This is a genomic window from Cellulosimicrobium sp. TH-20 (assembly GCF_002105775.1).
Lineage (GTDB): Bacteria > Actinomycetota > Actinomycetes > Actinomycetales > Cellulomonadaceae > Cellulosimicrobium > Cellulosimicrobium funkei.
On record NZ_CP020857.1, the window covers coordinates 2,648,739 to 2,672,458 of the forward strand.

19 protein-coding genes are annotated in these 23,720 nt (G+C 76.7%); 11 read left to right on the forward strand and 8 right to left on the reverse strand.

What is annotated here, in order from left to right; translation table 11 throughout:
* Positions 1–17: 17 nt before the first annotated feature.
* Both B8281_RS11675 and B8281_RS11680 read right to left on the reverse strand, forming a co-directional pair.
* Positions 18–431, reverse strand: coding sequence for a type II toxin-antitoxin system VapC family toxin (locus B8281_RS11675; protein ID WP_085387793.1), 414 nt, complete (start codon positions 429–431; stop codon positions 18–20).
* Positions 428–679 (reverse strand): type II toxin-antitoxin system Phd/YefM family antitoxin, encoded by a 252-nt coding sequence (locus B8281_RS11680; protein WP_085387794.1) that lies wholly within the window; start codon positions 677–679, stop codon positions 428–430. Before B8281_RS11680 ends, B8281_RS11675 begins: the two co-directional genes overlap by 4 nt.
* Before the next feature lie 89 nt (positions 680–768).
* Here B8281_RS11680 and B8281_RS11685 point away from each other — a divergent pair, with 89 nt between their 5' ends.
* On the forward strand, positions 769–1,650 hold the full coding sequence (locus B8281_RS11685; protein ID WP_232322552.1) for an RNA methyltransferase: 882 nt from the start codon (positions 769–771) through the stop codon (positions 1,648–1,650).
* Between the two features lie 87 nt (positions 1,651–1,737).
* The gene (locus B8281_RS11690) at positions 1,738–3,972 is read left to right on the forward strand and encodes an AAA family ATPase (protein WP_232322553.1); all 2,235 of its coding nucleotides are present in this window, start codon (positions 1,738–1,740) and stop codon (positions 3,970–3,972) included.
* 9 nt (positions 3,973–3,981) lie between these two features.
* On the opposite strand, the gene B8281_RS11695 is transcribed toward B8281_RS11690, so the two are convergent.
* From B8281_RS11695 to B8281_RS11710, 4 genes are all read right to left on the reverse strand, one after another.
* A complete protein-coding gene (locus tag B8281_RS11695; RefSeq protein ID WP_085387796.1) occupies positions 3,982–4,686 on the reverse strand; it encodes a triacylglycerol lipase in 705 nt (234 codons plus the stop codon).
* Positions 4,683–5,663 (reverse strand): alpha/beta fold hydrolase, encoded by a 981-nt coding sequence (locus B8281_RS11700; RefSeq protein WP_085387797.1) that lies wholly within the window; start codon positions 5,661–5,663, stop codon positions 4,683–4,685. The genes B8281_RS11695 and B8281_RS11700 overlap by 4 nt, the downstream gene beginning before the upstream one ends.
* Positions 5,642–6,091, reverse strand: coding sequence for an SRPBCC family protein (locus B8281_RS11705; protein WP_021483430.1), 450 nt, complete (start codon positions 6,089–6,091; stop codon positions 5,642–5,644). Before B8281_RS11705 ends, B8281_RS11700 begins: the two co-directional genes overlap by 22 nt.
* 85 nt (positions 6,092–6,176) lie before the next feature.
* Positions 6,177–6,809 carry a nucleotidyltransferase family protein gene (locus tag B8281_RS11710; protein WP_076404711.1) on the reverse strand — a complete coding sequence of 211 codons (633 nt, stop codon included), beginning with the start codon at positions 6,807–6,809 and terminating at the stop codon, positions 6,177–6,179.
* A 105-nt stretch (positions 6,810–6,914) separates the two neighbouring features.
* On the opposite strand from B8281_RS11710, the gene B8281_RS11715 reads away from it, so the two are divergent.
* From B8281_RS11715 to B8281_RS11735, 5 genes are all read left to right on the forward strand, one after another.
* Positions 6,915–7,799 (forward strand): endonuclease/exonuclease/phosphatase family protein, encoded by an 885-nt coding sequence (locus B8281_RS11715; protein WP_085387798.1) that lies wholly within the window; start codon positions 6,915–6,917, stop codon positions 7,797–7,799.
* A gap of 80 nt (positions 7,800–7,879) precedes the next feature.
* Positions 7,880–8,740 carry an ABC transporter ATP-binding protein gene (locus B8281_RS11720; RefSeq protein WP_051876422.1) on the forward strand — a complete coding sequence of 287 codons (861 nt, stop codon included), beginning with the start codon at positions 7,880–7,882 and terminating at the stop codon, positions 8,738–8,740.
* 85 nt (positions 8,741–8,825) lie between these two features.
* Positions 8,826–9,824 carry an iron-siderophore ABC transporter substrate-binding protein gene (locus B8281_RS11725; protein WP_051876420.1) on the forward strand — a complete coding sequence of 333 codons (999 nt, stop codon included), beginning with the start codon at positions 8,826–8,828 and terminating at the stop codon, positions 9,822–9,824.
* Between the two features lie 106 nt (positions 9,825–9,930).
* Entirely contained in the window at positions 9,931–12,090 is a 2,160-nt protein-coding gene (locus B8281_RS11730; RefSeq protein ID WP_085388738.1) for an iron ABC transporter permease, read from the forward strand.
* 80 nt (positions 12,091–12,170) lie between these two features.
* Complete coding sequence (locus B8281_RS11735; protein ID WP_085387799.1) at positions 12,171–13,163, forward strand: siderophore-interacting protein; 993 nt, start codon at positions 12,171–12,173, stop codon at positions 13,161–13,163.
* A 25-nt stretch (positions 13,164–13,188) separates the two neighbouring features.
* Here the strand turns inward: B8281_RS11735 and B8281_RS11740 are convergent, their stop codons facing one another.
* The gene (locus B8281_RS11740; RefSeq protein ID WP_157446620.1) at positions 13,189–13,638 is read right to left on the reverse strand and encodes a hypothetical protein; all 450 of its coding nucleotides are present in this window, start codon (positions 13,636–13,638) and stop codon (positions 13,189–13,191) included.
* 267 nt (positions 13,639–13,905) lie between these two features.
* On the opposite strand from B8281_RS11740, the gene helR reads away from it, so the two are divergent.
* Positions 13,906–16,164 (forward strand): RNA polymerase recycling motor ATPase HelR, encoded by a 2,259-nt coding sequence (gene helR, locus B8281_RS11745; RefSeq protein WP_085388739.1) that lies wholly within the window; start codon positions 13,906–13,908, stop codon positions 16,162–16,164.
* 72 nt (positions 16,165–16,236) lie between these two features.
* Here the strand turns inward: helR and B8281_RS11750 are convergent, their stop codons facing one another.
* Positions 16,237–16,818, reverse strand: coding sequence for a YbaK/EbsC family protein (locus B8281_RS11750; protein WP_085387801.1), 582 nt, complete (start codon positions 16,816–16,818; stop codon positions 16,237–16,239).
* 380 nt (positions 16,819–17,198) lie between these two features.
* On the opposite strand from B8281_RS11750, the gene B8281_RS11755 reads away from it, so the two are divergent.
* From B8281_RS11755 to B8281_RS11765, 3 genes are read left to right on the forward strand one after another with little or no spacing between them, the layout of a single operon-like run.
* Positions 17,199–18,281 carry a hypothetical protein gene (locus tag B8281_RS11755; protein ID WP_198163060.1) on the forward strand — a complete coding sequence of 361 codons (1,083 nt, stop codon included), beginning with the start codon at positions 17,199–17,201 and terminating at the stop codon, positions 18,279–18,281.
* Entirely contained in the window at positions 18,278–19,993 is a 1,716-nt protein-coding gene (locus tag B8281_RS11760) for a DNA polymerase Y family protein (RefSeq protein WP_085387802.1), read from the forward strand. The genes B8281_RS11755 and B8281_RS11760 overlap by 4 nt, the downstream gene beginning before the upstream one ends.
* Entirely contained in the window at positions 19,986–23,636 is a 3,651-nt protein-coding gene (locus tag B8281_RS11765; protein WP_085387803.1) for an error-prone DNA polymerase, read from the forward strand. Before B8281_RS11760 ends, B8281_RS11765 begins: the two co-directional genes overlap by 8 nt.
* Positions 23,637–23,720: the final 84 nt, after the last annotated feature.

Below are 23,720 nucleotides of genomic sequence, written 5' to 3' on the forward strand. Positions count from 1 at the left end.
CGGTCAGCGGTGAGCGGTCAGGGTGAGGAGAACGGGTTGACGACGGGGACGCCGCAGGTAACGAAGTCCCGGGTGTTCCGGGTCGCCACCGTGAGCCCGTGGGCGAGGGCGGTCGCCGCGAGCAGAGAGTCGACGACGGGCAGCGGGCGCGCCGCGTGCACGGCCGGCCACCGCTGCGCGATCTCGAGCGTGACGGGGAGGATGCGGTCCCCGTACGTCTCCTCGAGACCGTGGACCCACGTCTCGAGCGCGGTCGCCCGCGCGGCGTCGCGAGACATGAGGCGCTGGACCCCGGTGCGGATCTCGCCGACGGTCAGCACCGAGAGGTAGATCTGGTGCGTCCGCAGCCCGCGGAGCCACGCGACGACCTGCTCGTCCGGGCGGGTTCGCACGAGCTCGGAGACGACGTTCGTGTCGAGCAGGTACCTCACGCGTCGGCCCCGAGATCGAGCTCGCGCAACGGAGTCCGGTCACGGGTGAGGTCGAGGTCGTCCGCCGTGGGTGCCTCGAGGAGATAGTCGGCGAGCTCCACCCGGACCCCGGCGAGCTCGTGGTAGAGGTCGATCCCGACGACGACGGCGATCTCCTTGCCGTGCCGGGTGATGACCTGGGGACCGTTCTCGGCCTCTCGCAAGACCTCGCTCAGGCGTTGCTTCGCGTCCTGCACCTGCCAGCTCATGGGGCCCCCGCTCCTCGTCCTGTCTGGACAGACTAGACAGGACGGAGCCGGGGATCAAGGCGCGTGGCATGCCTGGGAGAATCGACGACGTGAGCGAGACCAGCACCCGAGCCGGCCTGAGGGTCGTGCACGTCACCGACCCCGCCGACGACCGCCTCGCGGACTACAACCGCCTGACCGACGTCGCGCTGCGGTCCAAGCACGAGCCGGAGAAGGGGCTGTACATCGCCGAGAGCTCGACGGTGATCCGGCGCGCGCTCGCCGCGGGGCACCGCCCGCGGTCGTTCCTCATGGCCGAGCGCTGGCTCGACGACCTCGCCGACGACATCGCCGCGCTGCCGGTCGACGACGCCCCGGGCGGCACGGGCGAGCAGGTCCCGGTCTACGTCGGTGCGCCCGACGTGCTCGAGGCGATCACCGGGTTCCACCTGCACCGCGGGGCGCTCGCGGCGATGCACCGGCCGCCGCTCGCGCCCGTGCACGACCTGCTCTCCGCGGCACGCGGCGGGACGGGCGCGCGCCGGGTCGCGGTGCTCGAGGACATCGTGGACCACACCAACGTCGGTGCGATCTTCCGGTCGGCCGCCGCGCTCGGGGTCGACGCCGTCCTCGTCTCGCCGCGCTGCTCCGACCCGCTCTACCGCCGCTCGGTGCGCGTGAGCATGGGCACGGTGTTCCAGGTGCCGTGGACGCGGTTCGAGACGTGGCCGGGCGGCCTCGACCTGCTGCGTGACGAGGGCTTCGTCGTCGCCGCGCTCGCCCTCGCCGACGACGCGGTGAGCCTCGACGACATCGTGGCCGACCCGCCCGAGCGGCTCGCGCTCGTGCTCGGCACGGAGGGCGACGGCCTGTCGCACGGTGCGATCGAGGCGGCGGACCGGGTCGTCACGATCCCCATGGCGGGGGGAGTGGACTCGCTCAACGTCGCCGCGGCGTCGGCTGTCGCGTTCTGGGCGACGCGCGTCCCCTGACTCGTCGGTCGCGGCGGGAGCGACGGGAACAACGGTGCTCCCCGACGCGTTGGGCCCGTGTCCGTACGTCGTACGAGAAGAGGTCCCGTGCCGGTCCAGCCCTCCCCGTCCCTGCGTGCCACCACCCGTCCCGACCGCCTGCGCGACGCCGCGGCGCATGCCGTCGCCGAGGAGCAGCAGCACCTCGACGCCGCGCTCACCCGCCGCGCGGAGCTCCTCGCGGAGCTCGACGCGCAGCTCGCCGCCCCTGCCGACGACGTCGCCGACCGGGTCCCGGCCGCGGGCCCGCCCGGGGCCGAGGCCGTCGTCGAGCGCGCGCGGCGCGCCGGGCTGCGCCGCCGTCGCACGGAGCTCGAGCGCGCGGAGAGCGGGCTCGTCTTCGGCCGCGTCGACACCGTCGACGGGGTCACGCGCCACGTCGGGCGCGTCGGGATCACTGCGCCCGAGGACGACGCGGACCCGCTCGTGCTCGACTGGCGTGCTGACGGTGCACGCGCCTTCTACACCGCGACAGCGCGCGAACCGCAGGGTCTCGCGCGGCGTCGGCACGTGCGGACCGCGGGGGACCGGGTCACCGGCGTGGACGACGAGCCGCTCGACGGCTCGGTGACCGGGGCGGAGCAGGAGGACGGGCTCGTCGGCGAAGGCGCGCTGCTCGCGGCGCTGTCGGAGCGCCGTACCGGGCGCATGGGCACCGCCGTCGCGACCCTCCAGACGGAGCAGGACGCGATCGTGCGCGCCCCGGCGGACCAGGTGCTCGTCGTGCAGGGCGGCCCGGGGACGGGCAAGACCGTCGTCGCGCTGCACCGCGTCGCGTACCTGCTGTTCACCCACCCGCACCTCGCGGAGCGGGGCGTCCTCCTGCTCGGGCCGTCGTCGCGCTTCCTCGAGTACGTGGCGCAGGTGCTGCCCGCGCTCGGGGAGACGGCGGTCGTCTCGGCGACGTGCGACACGCTCGTGCCCGGCGTCGCGCCGGAGCGTGACGAGGCGCGCGACGTCGCGGAGATCAAGGGGCGCGCGCTGTGGCAGGGCGTCGTCGCCCGGTACGCGGACTCCCTCGTCCCGGATGCGCGAGAACTGACGGTCCGCCTCGACGGCGAGCCGCTCACGCTCGACGCGGCCCGCGTCGCCCAGGTCCTCCGTGCCTCTCGCGCGGGAGGTCGCAGCGTGCTGGCCGCGCGGGGCCGGGCCGTGGACCTGCTGCTCGACGCTCTCGTGGACGAGGCCGCGGCACGCCACGCCGAGCTGCTCGAACGGGTCGAGGAGGGGTTCGAGGACGTGCTCGGGAAGCTCGACGCCGGGCTCGCCGCGCGCGACGACCGCGCCCCCACGACCGGCGCGCGCGGCGGCGACGTCGACGGCGAGCTCACCGAGGAGGACCTCGACCGGCTCCGGGAGGACCTCGCGCGCGACGCCGGGTTCGCGGCCGCCGTCGACGCCTGGTGGCCCGTCACGGGCGTCCGCACCGCGCTCGCGGACCTGCTGGGCGACGCCGCGCTCCTCGCGCGCCACGCGCCCGACCTGACGGCGGCAGAGGCGCGCCGCGTCACGAGCGAGCCGCCCGCGCTCGCACCGAGCGACGTGCCGCTGCTCGACGCGCTCGCCGACGCGCTGGGGGCTCCCGACGCGCCCGGCGAGCAGGGCGAGTTCCTCGCGCAGCGGGCGGCCGCACGTCGCGACTGGGTCTACGGGCACGTCGTGGTCGACGAGGCGCAGGAGCTCTCGCCCATGCAGTGGCACATGGTGCTGCGCCGCTGCCCGACGCGGTCCGTGACGGCCGTCGGGGACGTCGACCAGACCGAGGCGCCGCACCGCCACACGGACTGGGCGGACGCCGTCGGGCCGGTCCTCGGTGAGCGTTGGCGGCGCGCGGACCTCACCATCTGCTACCGCACGCCGCGCGAGGTCATGGCGCTCGTCGGCCCGGTGCTGCGCGCGGCGGGCAGCCGGAACGACCCGCCGCGCGCGGTGCGGGACGCGGGCGTCGAGCCGCGGGACGTCGTCGTGCCGGACGGTGCGCCGGGACGCCTGGGTGATGCGGTCGCCGCCGAGGTCGCACGCCTGGCGGCCCGGTACGACGGCGGGACCGTGGGCGTCGTGGCGCCGCACGCGCGCCTCGCGGCGCTGCGTGCGACGGTCCAGGGCGTGCCCGTCCTCGGGGCGTCCGAGGCGAAGGGCCTCGAGTGGGACGCGGTCGTCGTCGTGGACCCCGACGGCGTCGCCGCCGAGCCGCGCGGGTGGAACGGGCTGTACGTGGCGATGACCCGGTGCACGCAGGAGCTCGTGCGCGTCGCGGTGGGCGAGCCCGCCCGCTCGGCCTGAGGGCCGCGCTCAGTCCGTGGGGGCCGACCGGGCGAACCGGTCGACCTCCCGCACCACGACCTCGACGAGCGTCGGGTCGCCGAGCGGGAGGAAGTGCCCGGCGAGCGGCAGCTCGACGTTCCGGCCGCCCTCGAGACGGCCGGTCTCGGGGATGTGGGGGTCGAAGCGCGGGTAGACGGCCGTGATGCGCGCGTCGACCCCGCGCTCGGCGGCGAGCGCGACCAGCGCGGCGTCGCGTGGCGAGAACGCGCGCAGGGTGCGCCCGAGCAGGTACTGCGCGTAGCGCGAGCCGCGGAACGGCGTCGCCACGGCGACCATGCCGGCGACGCGCGGCCCGGCGGCCGACAGCATGACGCGCTTGCCGACGAGGCCGCCCTTGCTGTGGGCGACGAGGACGACGTCGTGCAGGTCGGACCGCTCGAGGAACGCCGCCGTGCGGTCGGCCGCCTCGGCGAACGGGCGCCGGTTGTAGCCGAGGCCGGGCACGGCGTGCACGGGGTGCCCGGCCCGGGCGAGGGCCGTCGCGATCGGCCCGAGGAGCTGCCACGTCTCGTAGACGCCGGGAAGGAGCACGACGGGGCTCGCGCCGCCGGGGCCGGTCGGGACGGGTCGGCGCGCGCGCAGGGCGCCCTGGACCTGGCGCGCGGCGACGTACGCGTAGTCCACCGCGCGGTCGCGCAGCCGCAGGGAGCGGGGCCAGCGGGGCGCCCTCACGGCAGGTCCCGGGGCAGGCCTTGGGGCAGGTCTCGCGGCAGTCCGCGCGGCAGTCCACCGGCATCACGCACGGCGGCGACGATCCCCTCCGGGTCGGCGTCCATCGCATGGTGGCGTCCCCGGACCTCGCGGAACATGCCGCGCGGCGCGGCGAGCGCGAGCTCGCGGCACCACCGGCGCGGCGCGATCGGGTCGAGCGCGCCCCGCACCACGACGAGACGCCCCGGCACGTGCGGCACGACGTCCTCGAGCCGGTGCGCCAGCATGTGCCGGACCTGGCGCGCGTAGTGCGGCAGCGAGCAGCGCAGCACGTAGTCGACGGCGAGCGTCGCGAGCGCGCGCGGCCGCTCGCCCACCGCGTCGCGCGCGAGCCGCAGCGCCTGGCGCGGCGCGCTGCGGGCGTGGCGGTCCGCCGTCGGCCCGACGAGCACCCCGGCGGGCGCCTCGCGGGGGTGGTCGGCCATGGCCTGGGCGACGACCTGCGCGCCCATCGAGTGGCCGACGAGCACGACGACGGGGCGCGGGGCGCCGTCGGGCAGGTCGAGCACGTGGCGGCGCACGTGCTCCGCGACGACGGCCGCGTGCTCCTCGATCGACACGTCGCGCGGCGCGCGGGGCGCCGCGCCGAAGCCGGGCAGGTCGATCGCGTGCACCGCGACCCGGGGGAGCGCGCCCGGCCGCAGGAGCGCGCGCCGCACCGGGTCGAACGCGCGCGCCGACGACCCGACGCCGTGCACGAGCACGACCACGACGTCGGGCGCCTCCGCCCCGGACACGTGCACGACGGCGGTGAGGTCGCCGACCGCGCAGCGCACCTCCGCGGTGCCTGCCGACGCTGCCGCCGAGGGCGTCGACGGCGCGGACGACGCGCCGGAGCGGGCCCGGGCGAACCGGACCCGCTCCGTGACGTGCGGGGTGTCGTCGCCGGCCGTGGCCGACGACGTGCTCCGGGTCGTCAGCTGACGTCTCCTCGCCACGCGCCCGTCTCGGCCCCGCGGGACTCGATGAACTCCTTGAACCGGGCGAGGTCGCCCTTGACGCGGCGCTCGTCGAGCTGGAGGACGTCGCCCACCTTCTCCACGACCCCCTCCGGCGTCCAGTCGAGCTGGACCGTGACGCGGGTCTGCGTGTCGTTCAGCCGGTGGAAGGTCACGACGCCCGCGTGGTCGGGGCCCGACGTGCTGTTCCACGCCACCCGCTCGTCGGGGTGCTGCTCGGTGATCTCCGCGTCGAACTCGCGCTCGACGCCGCCGATCTTCGTCTTCCAGTGCGTGTGCGTCGCGTCGAGCTGGCGGATCTCCTCGACGCCCTCCATGAAGCGGGGGAACTCCTCGAACTGGGTCCACTGGTCGTAGGCCGTGCGGACGGGGACGTCGACGTCGATCGACTGGGTGACCGTGCTCATCGGTGATACCTCCTGTGGTTGGCGGGCGGTACGACCACACCCTTCCCGGGGTCCGTCCCGCTCGCGCGGCGAACGGGGGTCGGCCTCACTCCAGCGCGCTCGACGGGTCTCCGGACGCCGGCTCGGCCGCGTCGGTGCGCGAGCCGAGGGAGTCGTCGCCCATGTCCTGCGCGTCCACGACGGCGAGCTCGTCGAGGAGGAACAGGAACGCGCGGGCGTAGGGGTTGTCGTCCACGCGCTCCCGGACGTCGGACCAGTCGATCTGCTCGCGCATCGCCCGCGCGACCGGCAGGAGCCGCGAGAAGTCGCAGTAGTGCTCGCCGAGGACGCGCAGCTTCGACGCCATGATCTCGGTCGCGGACAGCACGGGCATGCGGACCGCGAGGACCTCGAGCTCGTCGGTGCGCGCGAGCAGGTCGTCGTCGATCGGCTCGCCGACCATCCGGTACAGGACGTCGATGAGCTCGCCCCCGTGGTACGCCTTGAAGAGCCAGTTCTCCGTCGGCTCCGTGATCTCGAGCCCCGCCTCGCGCAGCACCTCGCGCGCCCGGTCCACGTCGACCTCGCGGATCGCGAAGTCGGCGTCGTGGCTCGGCTCCGGCGCCCCGCGCGCCCACGCCGCGTAGCCGCCGACGAGCGCGTGCGGGATCTCGGCCTCGGCCAGCGCCGCGGCGGTCATCCGGAGGCCGTCGTGCAGTGCGTCCCTGTCGTCCACCATGCCCAGGGTCTACACCACCCCGGGGGTGCTGGCACGTCGCCACGGGGGAGCGGCCGCCCGGCCGAGCGCGTGCGGCGTCGGGCCGTGGTCCCCACAATCGGGAGGGTGCGCCTCGCGACGTTCAACATCCTGCACGGGCGGTCGCTCGTCGACGACCGCGTCGACGTCGACCGCTTCGCCGGTGCCGTCCGGGCCCTCGACGCGGACGTCCTCGCGCTCCAGGAGGTGGACCGGGACCAGCCCCGCTCGCACCGCGCCGACCTCACCGCGGTCGCGGCCGAGGCGGCGGGCGCCGTCGACCACCGGTTCGTCGCGACGCTCGTCGGCGAGCCGGGCGTGTGGACCGCGCCGACGGGGGAGCACCAGCCGGGGCGCGCCGCCTACGGGATCGCCGTCGTGAGCCGGTACCCCGTCACGGCGTGGCGCACCGTCCTGCTGCCCGCGCCCCGCACGCGCGTGCCCGTGCGCTTCCCCGGGCGCCGGCTGCCGACGCTCGTGCGCGACGAGCCGCGCGCGGCCCTCGTCGCGCGCGTCGAGGCGCCGGGCGGGCCGGTGACGGTCGTGTGCACGCACCTGACCTTCGTGCCCGGGCGCAACCTCACGCAGCTCGTGCGGCTCACCCGGGAGCTCGCCGCCGACGTGCCCGACGGCGAGCCCGTCGTCCTGCTCGGCGACCTCAACATCGAGGCGCCCCAGGCCGCGCGCACGAGCAGATGGCGCCCCCTCGCCTCCGCGCCGACGTTCCCCGTCGGCGAGCCCGCGCGCCAGCTCGACCACGTGCTCGCCCACGGCCCGGTCCGGGCGACGGCGCCCGCCGTCGCGGTCGACACGGGGCTGTCGGACCACCGGGCGCTCGTCGTGCCCGTCGCGCTCGGCGGGGAGCGGCACGCGTCCCCGACCCGCGCGCACGCGGCGGACGAGGACCACGCGCCGCCCACCGCGGGCGCGGGAGAGCCGCGACGGCGGGCCGGCCGGGCCGCCGAGGGCTGACCACCACGCCGTTCGTGAGCCCCGTCACACGGACGTGAGGGGCTGGTTCCGGGCGGGCGACATAGATTAGCCTCACCTTTGTGAGTGGAACCTCAGCTGCCTCGGTCGCGCCGGGCCTGCCCGGCGCCCCGGCGCTCGCGGGTCACGACCTGCGGCTGTCCTACGACGACCGCACCGTGGTCCACGGCGCCGCGCTCGAGCTCGCCCCGGGGGCCGTCACGGCCCTCATCGGGCCCAACGGCTCGGGCAAGTCGACCCTCCTGCGCTCGCTCGCGCGCCTGCACCGGCCCGACGCCGGGACCGTCGCCCTGGACGACGAGCCCGACGCGCTCGCGCTCCACGCCAAGGACTTCGCGCGGCGCGTGACGCTCCTGTCGCAGAGCCGGCCCACGCCGTCGGGCGTGAGCGTGCGCGACGTCGTCGCCTACGGGCGCCACCCCTACCGCGGCCGGTTCCGCTCGAACGACCCCGACGGCCCGCGCGCGATCGCGCACGCCATGGACGTCACGGGCATCACCGCGATGGCCGACCGCGGCGTCGACGAGCTCTCCGGCGGCGAGCTGCAGCGCGTGTGGCTCGCGACGTGCCTCGCGCAGGACACGAAGGTGCTCCTGCTCGACGAGCCGACGACGTACCTCGACCTGCGCTACCAGGTCGAGCTGCTCGACCTGGTCCGCGACCTGGCGAGCGAGCACGGCGTGGCCGTGGGCGTCGTGCTGCACGACCTCAACCAGGCCGCCGCGGTGGCCGACCACGTCGTCCTGCTCCACGGCGGCGTCGTGCGCGCCACGGGCCGGGCCGAGGACGTGCTCACGACCGAGCTCCTCACCGAGGTCTACGGCATCCACGTCGACGTCTACACGCACCCCCTCACGGGGCGCACGTGCTGCGAGCCGCTCGGCCGGCACGCCGCCCGGCTGGACGCGGCCGTCCTCGTCTGACCGCGGCGTCCGTCGCCGGGCCGCGACTCTCCGCACCTCTTCGTACTCCTCCGCACCGTCTCCGCACCGAACCCGAAGGACACCCATGCGCTCGACCACCCGTTCCCTCGCCGTGGGCGCCGTCGCGCTCGCGACCGCGCTCGCGCTCACCGCGTGCGGCACGACCGAGGAGCCCGCGACCGACGGCACGTCCGACGGCGCGACGACCGACGCCGCGTCCGGCCCGGTCACCGTCACCGACGAGCGCGGCGAGGTCACCCTCGACGCCCCGGCCACCGACATCGTCTCGCTCGAGTGGGGCCTCACGGAGAACCTCGTGGCGCTGGGCGTCGAGCCCGTCGGCCAGGCGGACGTCGAGGGCTACAACACGTGGGACACCGTCGCGCCGATCGACGCGAGCACGCCCGACGTCGGCACGCGCGGCGAGCCCAGCCTCGACGCGATCTCCGCTCTCGAGCCGGACCTCGTCGTGACGACCACGGACCTGCCGGAGAACGTCATCGCGCAGATCGAGGAGGTCGCGCCGGTGCTCGCGCTGCGCGGCTCCGACGGTGAGGACCCCATCGGCTACATGCGCTCCACGGTCGAGACGCTCGGCACCGTGACGGGCCGCGAGGACGAGGCGGCCGCCGCGCTCGAGGAGTACGACGCGAAGATCGCCGAGGCCACCACCGCGCTCGACGAGGCGGGCCTCGCCGGGGCCGAGTTCACGATGGCCGACGGCTGGGTGACGAACGGCGCCGTCTCGATCCGCATGTACACGCCGGGCTCGTTCTTCGGCGCCATCGGCGAGGAGATCGGCCTCGTCAACGCCTGGACCGAGGGCGGCGACCCCGACTACGGCCTCGCGCAGACCGACGTCGAGGGCCTCACCCAGCTCGGCGACGTGCAGTTCCTCTACGTCGCGAGCGACTCCGAGGCGAACCCGTTCGAGGAGGGCCTCGCCGGCAACGCCGTGTGGGAGCAGCTCCCGTTCGTCACGGCCGGCGACGTGCACCGTCTGCCCGACGGCATCTGGATGTTCGGCGGCCCGCTGTCCGCCGCGGCCTACGCCGACGCGGTCGTCGAGGCCCTGACGGCCTGACGCGGCACCCCCGGGCGCGCACCCCGCCAGGACGACGAGAAGGCTGACGAGACCCACTGTGAGCAGGCGAGAGCAGCGCACCGCGCCGGAGCCGGACACCCTCCTCCTGGAGGACCCGGCTCCGGCCGTCGTCCCCGGCGCGGACGGCCCGGAGGGCGGCGTCCCCCCGGGCGTCGGCGCCGCCCCGGGCCCGACGGCGACCGCCCCCCGCGCGCGGACGTCGCGCCTCGGGGTCGCGGGCGCGTTCCTCGCGGCGGTCGTCGTCGCGCTCGCGCTCGCCGCCGTGCACCTCACGCAGGGCACGGCCGACGTCGGCCCGCTCGACCTGCTGCGCCTCGCGACCGGGGGAGACGGGGTCGACCAGACGGTCGCCGTCCTCGTCGCGTCGCGCGTGCCGCGGCTCCTCGCCGGCCTGCTGCTGGGGGTCGCGCTCGGCGTCGCCGGCGCGGTGCTCCAGTCGGTCGCCCGCAACCCGCTCGCGTCGCCCGACACGCTCGCGGTCAACGCGGGCGCCTACCTCACGGTCGTCGTGGTCGCCGCGTTCGGCCTCTCCGTCCCGTTCTACCTCCAGGGCGGCCTCGCGTTCCTCGGCGGGCTCGCCGCGGCCGGGCTCGTGCTCGTCCTGGCGCGCGGCGGCGCCGACGGGCCGACCCGGCTCGTGCTCGCCGGCTCCGCCATCATGCTCGCGCTCCACTCGCTGACGACGGTCCTCCTCGTGCTGTTCGAGCAGGAGACGATGGGCCTGTTCGCGTGGGGGAGCGGCTCGATCGTCCAGTCGGGCACGCGCACGGTCACGATGGCCACGCCCGTCGTCGTGGTCGGCGTCCTCGCCGCGCTCGTCCTCGCGCGCCGGCTCGACCTCCTCGGCCTCGGGGACGACGCCGCGACCGTCCTCGGCGTCGACGTGCGCCGCACGCGCGTCGCCTCGGTGCTCGTCGCCGTCCTGCTCGCCTCGATCGCCGTGACCGTCGCCGGGCCGGTCGGGTTCGTCGGTCTCGCGGCGCCCGTCGTGGCCCGCCTCGTCGCACGTCGCGTGCCCGGGCTCGGGCGGCACGTCCTCCTCCTGCCCTTCGCGGCCCTCGTCGGCGTGGTCGTCGTGCTCGGCGCCGACGTCCTGCTCCGCCTCCTGCTGCCCGGGACGCTCTCGATCGCGGTGCCGACCGGCATCGTCACGACCGTCCTCGGCGCGATCCTGCTCGTGTGGCTCGCGCGCCGCCTGCGCGACTCGGGGCCCGCGTCGTCCCGCGGCGGGCACGGTGCGCTGAGCCGGCCGCGCTCGCGGCGCGCGGTCGTCGTGGTCGTGGTCGTCCTGTCGTTCGCCGTCGCCGCGGCCGCCGTCGCGGGCCTCCTGCTCGGCGACCGGGTCGTGCTGCTGGGCGACGTCGCCAACTGGTGGGCCGGCGTCGCCGGCCGGCACGTGACGTTCGTGCTCGACCAGCGCGTCCCGCGCGTGCTCGCGGCCCTCCTCGCGGGCGCCGCGCTCGCGCTCGCCGGCACGATCGTGCAGGCCGTGTGCCGCAACCCGCTCGCGGAGCCGAGCCTGCTCGGCGTGACGTCGGGCGCCGGCCTCGGTGCCGTGACGATGATCCTGCTCGTCCCCGGCGTCGGGATCTGGCCGATGTCCGCCGCCGCAGCGATCGGGGCCTTCGCCGTGTTCGGGCTCGTCTACGGGCTCTCCTACCGCGGCGGGCTGAGCTCCGACCGGCTCGTGCTCATCGGCATCGGCGCCCAGGCCGGGGTGATGGCGATCATCACGCTGCTCGTCGTCGTCGTCGCGCCGTGGGACGTGAACCTCGCGCTCACGTGGCTGTCGGGCTCCACGTACGGGCGCACGCTCGAGCAGCTGATCCCCGTCGCGCTCGCGCTGCTCGTGCTCACCCCGCTCACCGCGGTGTTCCGGCGCGACCTCGACGTCGTGGCGCTCGACGACGACACGCCGCGCGTCCTCGGCGTCGCGCTCGACCGCACGCGGCTGCTCCTGCTCGGCGTCGCCGCGCTGCTCACCGCCGCGGCCGTGTGCGCCATCGGGGCGCTCGCGTTCGTCGGCCTCGTCGCGCCGCACGCCGCCCGCGCGCTCGTCGGGTCGCGGCACTCCCGGGTCGTGCCCGTCGCGATGCTGCTCGGGGCCCTCCTCGTGTCCGTCGCGGACACGCTGGGCCGCGTCGTCATCGCGCCGGGGCAGATCCCCGCGGGTCTCGGCACCGCGCTGCTGGGCGCGCCGTACTTCGTTCACCTGCTCTGGCGCAGCCGCGGCCGCGGAGCGTGACGTGTCTCACCCCGCCGGGCGCAGGTCCGCGTCCCGGACGGGTTGACCCCGCCGTGGGCGCGTAGGTTAGCCTCACCTGTGTGAGCCAGACCGTCGTCGCACCCCGCACCCGCGCTCGTCGTCCCGTCGCCCGTGCGACCGCCCCCTGGCGCTTCTTCGACGTCGAGGTGGCGCGGGTCGAGCAGCTCTCGCCGAGCTTCCGCCGCTTCACCTTCACCGGCCCGGAGCTCGACCTCTTCGGCGACCCGGGGCTCGACGTCCGGATCAAGTTCGTGCTCCCCGCGCTCGACGGCGGCTACGAGCACCTCGTGCGGGACGCCGAGTCCTGGTACGCCGCGTGGCGCGACCAGCCCGAGGAGCGCCGCAACCCGCTGCGCACCTACACGACCGTCGCGGTGCGCCCCGAGGCGCGCGAGGTCGACGTCGACGTCGTGCTGCACGGCGACACCGGCCCCGCGTCGCGCTGGGCGCTCGCCGCCGAGGTCGGCACGCCGCTCGTCCTGCTCGGCCCGGACGCCACGTTCGACGGCCCCGCGGGCGGCATCGAGTTCCGCCCGCCCACCCGCCCGCACGCGCTCCTGCTCGCGGGCGACGAGACCGCGCTGCCCGCCATCGCGGCGATCTGCGAGGACCTGCCCGCCGACGCGTGGGGCGAGGTCTACGTCGAGGTCCCGCACGTGGGCGACGCGCGCGACCTCGTGACCCCGCCCGGGGTGCGCGTGACGTTCCTCGCGCGCGACGACGTCCCCGGCGGGCCGCACGACGCCCACGGCGCGCGCCTCGTGCCGGCCGTCAAGGAGGCCGCCGCCCGCATGCTCGGTGCGGGCGTCCTCGGGACGGACCCTCCCGTCCAGTGCCGCACCGCGGAGGACCTCGAGGACGTCGACGTCGACGCGTCGATCCTCTGGGAGGTCCCGGGGCTCCTCGACGAGGAGACCGTCCTCTACGCGTGGCTCGCGGGCGAGGCGAGCGCCATCAAGACGCTGCGTCGCCACCTCGTCGCCGACCTCGGCGTCGACCGCCGCGCCGTCGCGTTCATGGGCTACTGGCGCGAGGGCCGCGCCGAGAGCTGACGCCCGGTCGTCGGGCGGCGTCGGCTCAGTACGGTGTCGTCGTCTCCCACCGCAGCCGCGGACGCCAGGGCATGGACAGGGCGAGGGCCAGGAACCCCTCGAACGCGTCCTCCAGGACGTCGCCGCCGCTCGTGGTGACCCGATAGCGCCGGATCCCACGACCTGAGCCCACCTCGATCGTGCCAGCGACGGCGGCCTCGACCACCGCGTCGATCGTCGCCACGCTCGACGCGGTGCGGGGGAGCTCCCACCCCGGGCATCGATCGATGCCCACGACGATGCCCTCGGCGTCGTGCATGACCCAGACCTCGGCCGCTCCGTCGGCTCGGGGCGTGACCGAGAACCCCTCCGCGCCGCCGTCCTCGTGGGGCAGCGAGACCTCGGCGCGGCCGCGGAGCTCATCGCGCCAGCGCAGGGCCAGCTCATGGAGTGCGGCGGTGGTGTCGTCCGCGGGCAGCGGCGGGGCGTGCGTCATGCGCACAGGGTGGCACGAAAAGAGAGGCCCGACCGGCCTCCCTCTCCAACGTATAGCGCACGGGGGGTCTTGCGGCAAGGCCCCCTCGGGGGCGCAGAATCTCCGCTCGTGCGCGGGTCGTCGTGGCCCGTGCGTCCCTCCGCAGGACCCGGACCGGAGCTGATGACGTTGCCCGACGCCCCCGTGACCGCCACCACCGACCCGTCCCGCCGCCCGTCGACCCACTCCACCGCGGACCAGGACCCGCAGCCCGCGCCGTTCTTCGACCTGCCCGCGCGGCTGGCCGCGAAGGCCGACCCGGCGCTCGTCGACCCCGACGAGCGCCACTTCGCGGCGGTCGCCGCGAGCCTCGAGCACTCCGTGGCCGACCTCGCGCAGCGTCTCGACGCGGCCCGGCGCGCGCCGGGTGGGAGCGGCACCGAGGCGCTCGAGCGCGACCAGGAGATCCACCGCCTCAGCAGCCAGTTGCGGCTGCTCCAGCGCTACGGCGTCGACCTGTGCCTGGGCCGCATGACGTTCGCCGACGGCTCCGCCCCGGTGTACGTCGGGCGCGTGGGCCTCACCGACCCCGCGGGGGAACGCCTGCTCGTCGACTGGCGCTCGCCCGCCGCCGAGCCGTACTTCGCGGCCACGCCCGCCCGGCCGCTCGGCCTCGCGGCGCGGCGCCGGTACCGGTGGGCGCGCGGGCGCGTCACCGACTACTGGGACGAGGAGCTCGTGCCCGACGGCGCGGGGTCGAGCGTGGCGCTCGACGACCAGTCGGCGTTCGTCGCGAGCCTGGGCGCGAGCAGGTCGCCGCGCATGAGCGACGTGCTCGGCACGATCCAGGCCGACCAGGACGCGATCGTGCGCGCGGGCTCGCGCGGCGCGCTCGTCGTCGACGGCGGCCCCGGCACGGGCAAGACGGTCGTGGCGCTGCACCGCGCGGCCTACCTGCTGTACGCCGACCCGCACGTGGGCGGCGGGCACGGGGGCCGACACGGTGGTGGGCACGCTGGCGGGCACGGTGGTGGGCACGGCGGCGTGCTCGTCGTCGGGCCCAGCCGTCCCTACCTCGCGTACGTGGCCGACGTGCTGCCCGGCCTCGGCGAGGAGGGCGTGCAGACCTGCACGCTGCGCGACCTCGTCCCCGAGGGCGCGACGGCGCGCGCGGAGGCCGACCCCGAGGTGGCCCGGCTCAAGGCGTCCGCCGCGCTCGTCGCCGCGATCGAGCCCGCCGTGCGGTTCTCCGAACGCCCGCCCGCCGAGGGCAGGGAGGTCGAGACGCCGTGGGCCGACGTCTGGCTCTCCACCGCCGACTGGGCGGAGGCGTTCGAGTCCGTCGACCCGGGCACCCCGCACAACGAGGCGCGCGACGACGTCTGGGCCGCGCTCGTCGAGATCCTCGTGGACAAGGCGTGCGGGGGAGCCGCGGAGGACGGCGTCGACGTCGAGGCCGACGACGTGCGCCGCGCCCTGCGCGCCCACCGCGGGCTCGGTGCCGCGTTCGACCGCGCGTGGCCCCTCGTGGAGCCGACGGACCTCGTGGCCGACCTGTGGTCCGTGCCCGCCTACCTGCGGCTGTGCGCGCCGTCGCTCACGCCCGAGCAGGTGCGTGCGCTCCAGCGCCCGGACGCGCACGCGTGGACGACGGCGGACCTGCCCCTGCTCGACGCCGCGCGCCGTCGGCTCGGCGACCCGGAGGCGTCACGCCGACGCCGCCGCAACGAGGCCGCCGTGGCGGCGGAGCGCGCGCGCATGGACGACGTCGTCGACCACCTCGTGGCGACCGACGACAGCGAGCTCGGGGTCATGCAGATGCTCCGCGGCGAGGACCTGCGCGACGCGCTGGTGGACGACGGCGCGCTCGTCGTCGCGACGCCGGACCGCCTCGCGGGGCCTTTCGCGCACGTCGTCGTCGACGAGGCGCAGGAGCTCACCGACGCCGAGTGGCAGATGGTCCTCAGCCGCTGCCCGTCGCGCAGCGTCACGGTCGTCGGGGACCGCGCCCAGGCCCGCCACGGCTTCCCCGAGGGCTGGCGCGAGCGGCTCGCGCGCGTGGGCTTCGCCCGCGTCGAGGAGGCGTCGCTGAGCGTCAACTACCGCACGCCGCGGGAGATCATGGCCGAGGCGGAGCCCGTCGTCCGGGCCGCGATCCCGGGCGCGAACGTCCCGACGTCGGTGCGCAGCACGGGCGTGCCCGTGGCCCACGGGGCGGTCGCGGACCTCGACGCGGTCCTCGGCGCGTGGCTCGCCGAGCACGCGGACGGCACGGCGTGCGTCATCGGTGCCACCGAGCCGTCCGGGCCGTCCGGGTCGTTCGGGCCGTCCGGCGAGGAGTCGGGCGGCAGGGTCGGTGGCGCCGGTGGCGAGGGCGAGGGGTCCGCGCGGGTGCGGTGGCTCACGCCCGAGACGGCGAAGGGCCTCGAGTTCGACCTCGTGGTGCTCGTCGAACCGCAGGCGTTCGGCGACGGCGTCGAGGGCGCGGTCGACCGCTACGTCGCGATGACGCGCGCGACGCAGCGGCTCGTCGTCCTCGAAGGCTGACCACCGCGCACGACCTGAGGGCCGGCGGGGTGCCCGGGGTGCCTCAGGTCGTGCGCGGCAGGGTGGGACGGGTCAGGCGACCGGGACGGCCAGGTCCTCGACGACCTCGACACCGGGCAGGCGGCCCAGCAGGTCGCCGGGGAGCAGCAGCTTCGAGCGCCGCACGCCGCTGCCGATCAGCGCGAGCGCGCCGTCCGTCACGACGCGGGAGTCGACGAGCACGCGCCACCCCTCGGGCAGCCCGACAGGCGTGATGCCGCCGTACTCCATCCCGGACTCGGCCGTCGCGCGGTCGGTCGGCAGGAACGACGCCTTGCGCACGTCGAGCAGCTTGCGGACGCGTGTGTTGACGTCGGCGCGCGTGTGGGCCCGCACGACGGCGGCGGCGACGCGCTCGTCGCCCGCCCGTGCGCCGCCCACGACGACGCAGTTCGCCGACGCCTCGACGGGCAGGTCGAACGCGGCGTTGAGCGTCGCGGTGTCCGCGAGGTCGGGGTCGATCTCCGTCACGGCGACGAGCGTCGCGACGTCCGGGTCGACGTCGGCCCACCGGCGCAGCGCGTCGGCGGTCACGGGGGCGACGAGGTCGAGGTGGTCGAGCGCCGGCTCCCAGGTGAGCGAGCCGAGCGTGGGCAGGGTCGTGCGGGCGTCCATGGCGTCAGCCTGCCACCCCGGCGGGCCGCCGCGCGGGAGAGGCCGGATGCCGAACACACCCCCGGAGCCCCTCGAGCCCGCCGAGCATGCGGGCGCAGCCCGTGCCGCCCGCCGGACGGGCGACAGCCGCATGGTCGGCGGGGGAGGAGGGTCAGGTAGAGGTCGAGGGTTTCGGGCAAGTCTCCAGTGGGGGTCGAAGGTTGGGGTGGGCATCTCGGACGAAGCAGGCGCCTCCGACCTGCGGAGTTGACACCTCGGAGCGGCGGTCGTTCACTGGAAGTGTTCGAACGTGTGTTCGAACGCCCAGCGGGTGCAGCACACCGCCCGCAGCAGTCGACGCGCGGTGCGCGTCCCGTCCGAGCAGCATCCCGGGAGGCGAGATGACCCTTCTCGCCGACCCCGCCGAACGGGCGGGGGCACCAGGCCCGACGGCTGCGGCCGTCGACAAGGCCGAGCGCGCCCGTGCCGTCCTGCGCCGTGCGGAGGAGCGTACGGGCGTCCGCCGACACCGTCCCGTCGTCGCCCCCGCGGCCCCGGAACCGCTCACCGCCCCGGCGGCACCGACCGTCGTCCCACGCACCGAGACCGCCCCGCGTGCCGACACCGTCCCGCGCGCCGGCACCGCACTCCTCGCCGAGGTCGCCCCGCTCGCGGACGCCGCCGCCTCGCCGGTCGTGCGGCCCGTCCCCGCGCCGTCCGACCCTCCGGCGCGCGCCCGCACCCGCCACGTCCGGACCTCGGGCGCGAGCCGGGACGCGGGCACGGACGAGCGGGTGTGGCCGGTGCACGACGCGCTCGCGCCGCTCCTCCCGATCGGCGCGCTGCAGCGCGGCACCGTGCTGGCGGTGCGCGGCTCGACGAGCCTCCTGCTCGCGCTCGTCGCGCGGCCGTCGCGGGCCGGGGCGTGGACCGCCGCCGTCGGGTTCCCCGCCGTCGGGCTGCTCGCGGCCGCCGACGCCGGCGCCGACCTCGACCGCGTCGTGCTCGTCCCGCGCCCCGGCCCGGACGCGGCGCTCGCGATCTCGGCGCTCGTCGACGGCCTGGACGTCGTGGTCGTCGGGCCCGACGCCGCCCTCACCGACCCCGACCGACGGCGCCTGGCCGCGCGGGCGCGCGAGCGCGGGGCGCTGCTCGTCGCCGCGGGGACGTGGCCGGGCGCGCACGTCGCGCTCACCGTGACGGGCGGCGGCTGGTCCGGGGCGGACCGCGGCGCGGGCTGGCTGCGCCGTCGCACCCTCGTCGTCGAGCGCGCGGGCCGCGGGGGAGCCGCGCGCCCCGCGCGGCTCGAGGTCGAGCTCCCGCTCGGCCACGAGGACTGGCCCGCGTTCCTCGCCGAGGACGCCCGCGGCCCCCGGCCCGCGGCCGGGACCGGCGCCGTCGCGGCCGGGACCGCCGAGACCGCCCACGAGACCGCCCGGGCCGACGACCCCGACCGGCCTTCCCGGCTCCGGCTCGTCGGATGACCACGAGCCCGACCCGCACGGCGGCCCTGTGGGTGCCGGACTGGCCGGTGCTCGCGGCGATGGCGGTGCGCGACGTCCCCGCGCACGTCCCCGCCGCGACGCACGACGGCCGCCGCGTCGTCGCCGTCTCCGCGACCGCGCGCGCCCACGGCGTGCGCCGGGGCATGCGCCGCCGTCGGGCCCGCGAGTGCTGCCCCGAGCTCGAGCTGCTCGACGTCGACGACGCGCGCGACGCCCGCGAGTTCGAGCCCGTCGCGCTCGCGGCCGAGACCGTCGTCGCGGGGCTGGAGATCACCCGGCCCGGCCTGCTGCTCCTGCCCGCCGCCGGTGCGAGCCGGTACCACGGGTCCGACGCCGCGCTCGCGGAGGCGCTCGTCGCGCGCGTCGCCGAGCGCACCGGCCACGAGAGCCAGGTGGGCGTCGCCGACGGCATCCTCGCCGCCGTGCTCGCCGCGCGGGACGCCGCCGTCGTCCCGCCCGGCCGCTCCGCCGCGTTCCTCGCGCCGCGGCCCGCGCGCGACCTCGTGCACGTCACCGCCCGTCCGGACGCCGCCGTCGCGGTCGACGAGCTCGTGGACCTCCTGGGCCGGCTCGGCGTGCGCACCCTCGGGGCGCTCGCGGCCCTGCCGCCCGCGACCGTCGAGGGGCGCTTCGGCGACCTCGGCGCGTGGGCGCACCGGCTCGCGCGCGGCGAGGACCTGCGCCCGCCCGCGCGGCGCCGCGTCGAGCCCGACGTCGCGGTGAGCGCCGAGCTCGACCCGCCCGCCGAGCGCGTCGACGTCGCGACCTTCGCCGCGCGCCGGCTCTCCGAGGACCTGCACGACCAGCTCGTCGCGCGCTCGCTCGTCGCCGGGCGCCTGCGCATCACGGCGCGGACCGTCGAGGGCGACGACCTCGAGCGCACCTGGCGGCTCGACGGGCCGGGCGCGATGAGCCCGGCGCGCCTCACGGACAAGGTCCGGTGGCAGCTCGAGGGCTGGCTCACCACCACGTCCGTCCGCGCCGGGCGCGCGGCCCGGGCCGGTCGCGGAGGAGAGCGGGGCGGCTCGCCCGGCGGGGCCGACGTCGTCCCGGGCGTCGCGCCGCTGGCCCGCCTGTCCCTCACGGCCGAGGAGGTCGTGCCCGCGGGGGCGGAGCAGCCGCGCCTGTGGGGCGCGTCGAGCGGCGAGGACGCGCGGGCCCACCGCGCGCTCGGGCGCGTGCAGGGCATCCTCGGGGGCGACGCCGTCCTGCGCGTCCAGGTCCAGGGCGGCCGCGACGCGACCGACCGCGTGCACCTCGTGCCGTTCGGGGAGGACGTCGTGCGCCCGCGCGACCCGGCCCTGCCGTGGCCCGGCGCGCTGCCGAGCCCCGCCCCCGCGCTCGTGCCCGTCGAGCCGCAGGACGTCGTCGTGCTCGACGACGCCGGGCGGCCCGTCGTCGTCGACGCGCGCCTCGCGATGAGCGGCGAGCCCGCGACCGTGCGGTGGCCGGCCCCCGCGCCGGAGGAGGGCCCGCGCCGTGCGGCGGCGCCCCGGGACGAGACGGCGCTGCCCGGGCCCGGGTCCGCGCGCGCCGTCGTGGACTGGGCCGGGCCGTGGCCGCTCGCCGAGCGCTGGTGGACGCCCGCGCCCCGGCGCCGCGTGCACGTGCAGGTCCTGCTCGACGACGGCCGCGGCCTGCTCCTCGCGAGCGCGCGCGGGCGGTGGACCGTGGAGGGGCTGTATGACTGACCGGACCACCGGCCCGCGCTACGCCGAGCTCCACGCGCACTCGGCGTTCAGCTTCCTCGACGGCGCGTCCCACCCCGAGGAGCTCGCCGCCGAGGGCGCGCGGCTCGGGCTGTCGGCGCTCGCCGTCACCGACCACGACGGCCTGTACGGCGTCGTGCGCTTCGCCGAGGCCGCGCGCAAGGTCGGTCTCCCCACCGTCTTCGGGTCCGAGCTGCACCTGCCCGCGCCGACCGCGACCGGCGCGCCCGTGCTCGACCCGCCCACCGGCGTCCCTGACCCGCGCTCGACCCACCTGCTCGTGCTCGCGCGCGGCACGCAGGGCTACCGCAACCTGTCGCGCGCGATCGCGACCGCGCACCTCGCGACGGGCACCAAGGGCGCCGCCGACTACCGCCTCGAGCAGCTCGCGGCGGAGGCCGCCGGGCAGTGGCTCGTGCTCACCGGGTGCCGCAAGGGCGCGGTGCGGCGCGCGCTCGTCACGTCCGGGCGCGCCGCGGCCCGCCGCGAGCTCGACCGTCTCGTCGCCCTCTTCGGCGCCGACAACGTGGCCGTCGAGATCACCACGACCGACGACCCGCGCGACGCCGACCTGCACGCGGCGCTCGCCGACCTCGCCGCCGACGCCCGGCTGCCGCTCGTCGCGACGACCGCCGCGCACTACGCCCACCCGCGCGACGCCGACCTCGCGGGGGCGCTCGCGGCCGTGCGCGCGCGCTCGTCGCTCGACGACCTCGACGGCTGGCTGCCCGGTGCCCCGACGACCCACCTGCGCTCCGCGGCGGAGATGCTCGCGCGCCACCCTCGGCACCCGCAGGCCGTCGCGACCGCGGCGGCGCTGGGGGACGAGTGCGCGTTCGACCTGCACCTCGTCGCACCCGACCTGCCGCCCTACCCGGTGCCGGACGGGCACACCGAGGCGACCTGGCTGCGCGAGCTCGTGCGGCGCGGCGGCGAGGACCGGTACGGGCCGCGCGGCCAGGAGAAGATCACGGGCGCGTGGGCGCAGATCGACCACGAGCTGCGCGTCATCGAGGACCTGCACTTCCCGGGGTACTTCCTCGTGGTCTACGACCTCGTCGAGTTCTGCCGCAGGAACGGGATCCTCGCCCAGGGGCGCGGCTCGGCCGCGAACTCCGCGGTCTGCTACGCGCTCGGCATCACGGCCGTCGACGCGGTGAAGCACGGCCTGCTGTTCGAGCGCTTCCTCGCTCCTGAGCGCGACGGCCCGCCGGACATCGACATCGACATCGAGTCGGCACGGCGCGAGGAGGTCATCCAGCACGTCTACGAGACGTTCGGGCGCACGCACGCCGCGCAGGTCGCGAACGTCATCTCCTACCGGCCGAAGTCGGCGGTGCGCGACGCGGCCCGGGCGCTGGGGTACGACGTCGGGCAGGCCGACGCGTGGAGCAAGTCGATCGAGCGGTGGGGGTCGCTGCGCGGTCCCGACCCGTCGTCGCCCGCGGCCGACCGGGCGGCGAAGGAGCGGGCGATCGCGGCGAAGACCCCGGGGCCCACCGGCCCGGCCGCGCCGCGGGTCACGACGCGCACCGCCCGGAAGGACGCCGCGACGTCGCGCCTGTGGGGGAGCCGGGACTGGTCGCCCGACCTCACCGGCCGGGGCGCGCGCGTCGTCGACCCGCTCGCCGTGGACGAGGGCGACGTCCTGCGCGCGGACGACACGCACGACGTCGTGCCCGCGCACCGGCCGCCGTCGGCCGCGCAGGAGGGCGAGATCCCGGACGCGGTGCTCGACCTCGCCGACCGGATGCTGCGCCTCCCGCGGCACCTGGGCATCCACTCGGGCGGGATGGTCATGTGCGACCGCCCCGTCATCGAGGTGTGCCCCGTCGAGTGGGCGCGCATGGAGGGCCGCACCGTCCTGCAGTGGGACAAGGAGGACTGCGCGGACGCGGGGCTCGTGAAGTTCGACCTCCTCGGCCTCGGGATGCTCACGGCGCTGCGCATCGGGTTCGACCTCGTGGAACGGCACGAGGGCGGCCCGCGCCTCGCGCTGCACACGCTGCCCGAGGACGATCCGGCGGTGTACGACCTGCTGTGCGCGGCCGACACCGTCGGCGTGTTCCAGGTCGAGTCGCGCGCGCAGATGGCGACGCTCCCGCGCCTGCGACCCCGGACGTTCTACGACATCGTCATCGAGGTCGCGCTCATCCGCCCGGGTCCCATCCAGGGCGGCTCCGTGCACCCGTACATCAACCGGGCGCGGGGCCGGGAGGAGGTGACGTTCCTGCACCCGCTGCTGGAGAAGTCGCTCGGCAAGACGAAGGGCGTGCCGCTGTTCCAGGAGCAGCTCATGCAGATGGCGATCGACGTCGCGGGCTTCTCCCCGAAGGAGTCCGACCAGCTCCGGCGCGCGATGGGGTCCAAGCGGTCGGTCGAGCGCATGGAGGAGCTGCGGGGGCGGCTCATGGACGGGATGCGGGAGAAGGGCGTCACCGACCCGGCCGTGCGCGAGGAGATCTACGACAAGCTCAAGGCGTTCGCCGACTTCGGGTTCCCCGAGTCGCACGCGTACTCGTTCGCGTTCCTCGTCTACGCGAGCTCGTGGCTCAAGGTGCACCACCCCGCCGCGTTCTACGCGGGGCTGCTCGCGGCGCAGCCCATGGGGTTCTACTCGCCGCAGTCTCTCGTGGCGGACGCGCGCCGCCACGGCGTCACCGTGCTGCGCCCCGACGTCAACGCGTCCGACGTCGAGGCGACGGTCGAGCGGCTGCCCGCCGACCATGCGGCTGCGCCCGCCGAGCATGCGGGTACGGACCGCCCTGGCGCCTGGACGGGCGACAGCCGCATGCTCGGCGGGGAGGCGGGGGTCGATACCCGCTACGGGCCGGAGCCCGACCTCGGGCTCGCGGTGCGGCTCGGGCTCGCGAGCGTGCGCGGGCTCGGGAAGGACGCGGCTGAGCGCGTCGTCGCGGCGCGCGGGGCACCGGGGGAGGGGCGGGCGTTCAGCGACCTGCGCGACCTCGTGCGGCGCGTCGACCTCACGACCGCCCAGCTCGAAGGGCTCGCGACCGCCGGCGCGACCGACGGCCTCGGCGTGACGCGACGCGAGGCGCTGTGGGCGGCCGGCGCGCTCGCGCAGGAGGGTCCGGGGACGCTGCCGGGTGTGAGCGTCGGCGTCGACGCGCCGGCGCTGCCCGGCATGACCGACGTCGAGACCGCCGTCGCCGACGTCTGGGCCACGGGCGTGTCGACCGACTCCTACCCGACGCAGTACGTCCGCGACGGCCTCACCGCGGCCGGGGTGCTCACCGTCGTCGGCGCCGTGGCGGTGTCGCGCGAGATCGAGGAGGTCGACGAGGCGGAGCGCGCGGCGGGCGAGGTGCCGGGCACGCGCCCGCACCCGCCGTCGCGCGTCGCCGTGGGCGGCGTCGTCACGCACCGGCAACGGCCCGGGACAGCCGGAGGCGTGACGTTCCTGTCGCTCGAGGACGAGACGGGCATCCTCAACGTCGTGTGCTCGCCCGGGCTGTGGCAGCGGTTCCGGAAGGTCGCGCGCGGGTCCGCGGCGCTCGTCGTGCGCGGGCGGCTCGAGCGGGCCGACGGCGCCACGAACCTCGTCGCGGAGCACCTCGCGCCGCTCTCGCTCCAGGTCGGCACGACCTCGCGCGACTTCCGCTGACGCGCGAGGCGGGACCGCGGCGCCGCGGGCGGCATGGTAGGAACGGACCGGGTACCGCGCGGGCGACGACGCCCCCGGGCCCGG

Excerpts from the sequence above, each read along its gene's own strand:
- B8281_RS11755 (WP_198163060.1), top strand. The coding sequence starts at position 17,199 with ATGACCCTTCTCGCCGACCCCGCCGAACGGGCGGGGGCACCAGGCCCG.
- B8281_RS11680 (WP_085387794.1), bottom strand. The coding sequence starts at position 679 with ATGAGCTGGCAGGTGCAGGACGCGAAGCAACGCCTGAGCGAGGTCTTG.
- B8281_RS11750 (WP_085387801.1), bottom strand. The coding sequence starts at position 16,818 with ATGGACGCCCGCACGACCCTGCCCACGCTCGGCTCGCTCACCTGGGAG.
- B8281_RS11765 (WP_085387803.1), top strand. The coding sequence starts at position 19,986 with ATGACTGACCGGACCACCGGCCCGCGCTACGCCGAGCTCCACGCGCAC.
- B8281_RS11740 (WP_157446620.1), bottom strand. The coding sequence starts at position 13,638 with ATGACGCACGCCCCGCCGCTGCCCGCGGACGACACCACCGCCGCACTC.
- B8281_RS11725 (WP_051876420.1), top strand. The coding sequence starts at position 8,826 with ATGCGCTCGACCACCCGTTCCCTCGCCGTGGGCGCCGTCGCGCTCGCG.
- B8281_RS11705 (WP_021483430.1), bottom strand. The coding sequence starts at position 6,091 with ATGAGCACGGTCACCCAGTCGATCGACGTCGACGTCCCCGTCCGCACG.
- B8281_RS11710 (WP_076404711.1), bottom strand. The coding sequence starts at position 6,809 with ATGGTGGACGACAGGGACGCACTGCACGACGGCCTCCGGATGACCGCC.
- B8281_RS11760 (WP_085387802.1), top strand. The coding sequence starts at position 18,278 with ATGACCACGAGCCCGACCCGCACGGCGGCCCTGTGGGTGCCGGACTGG.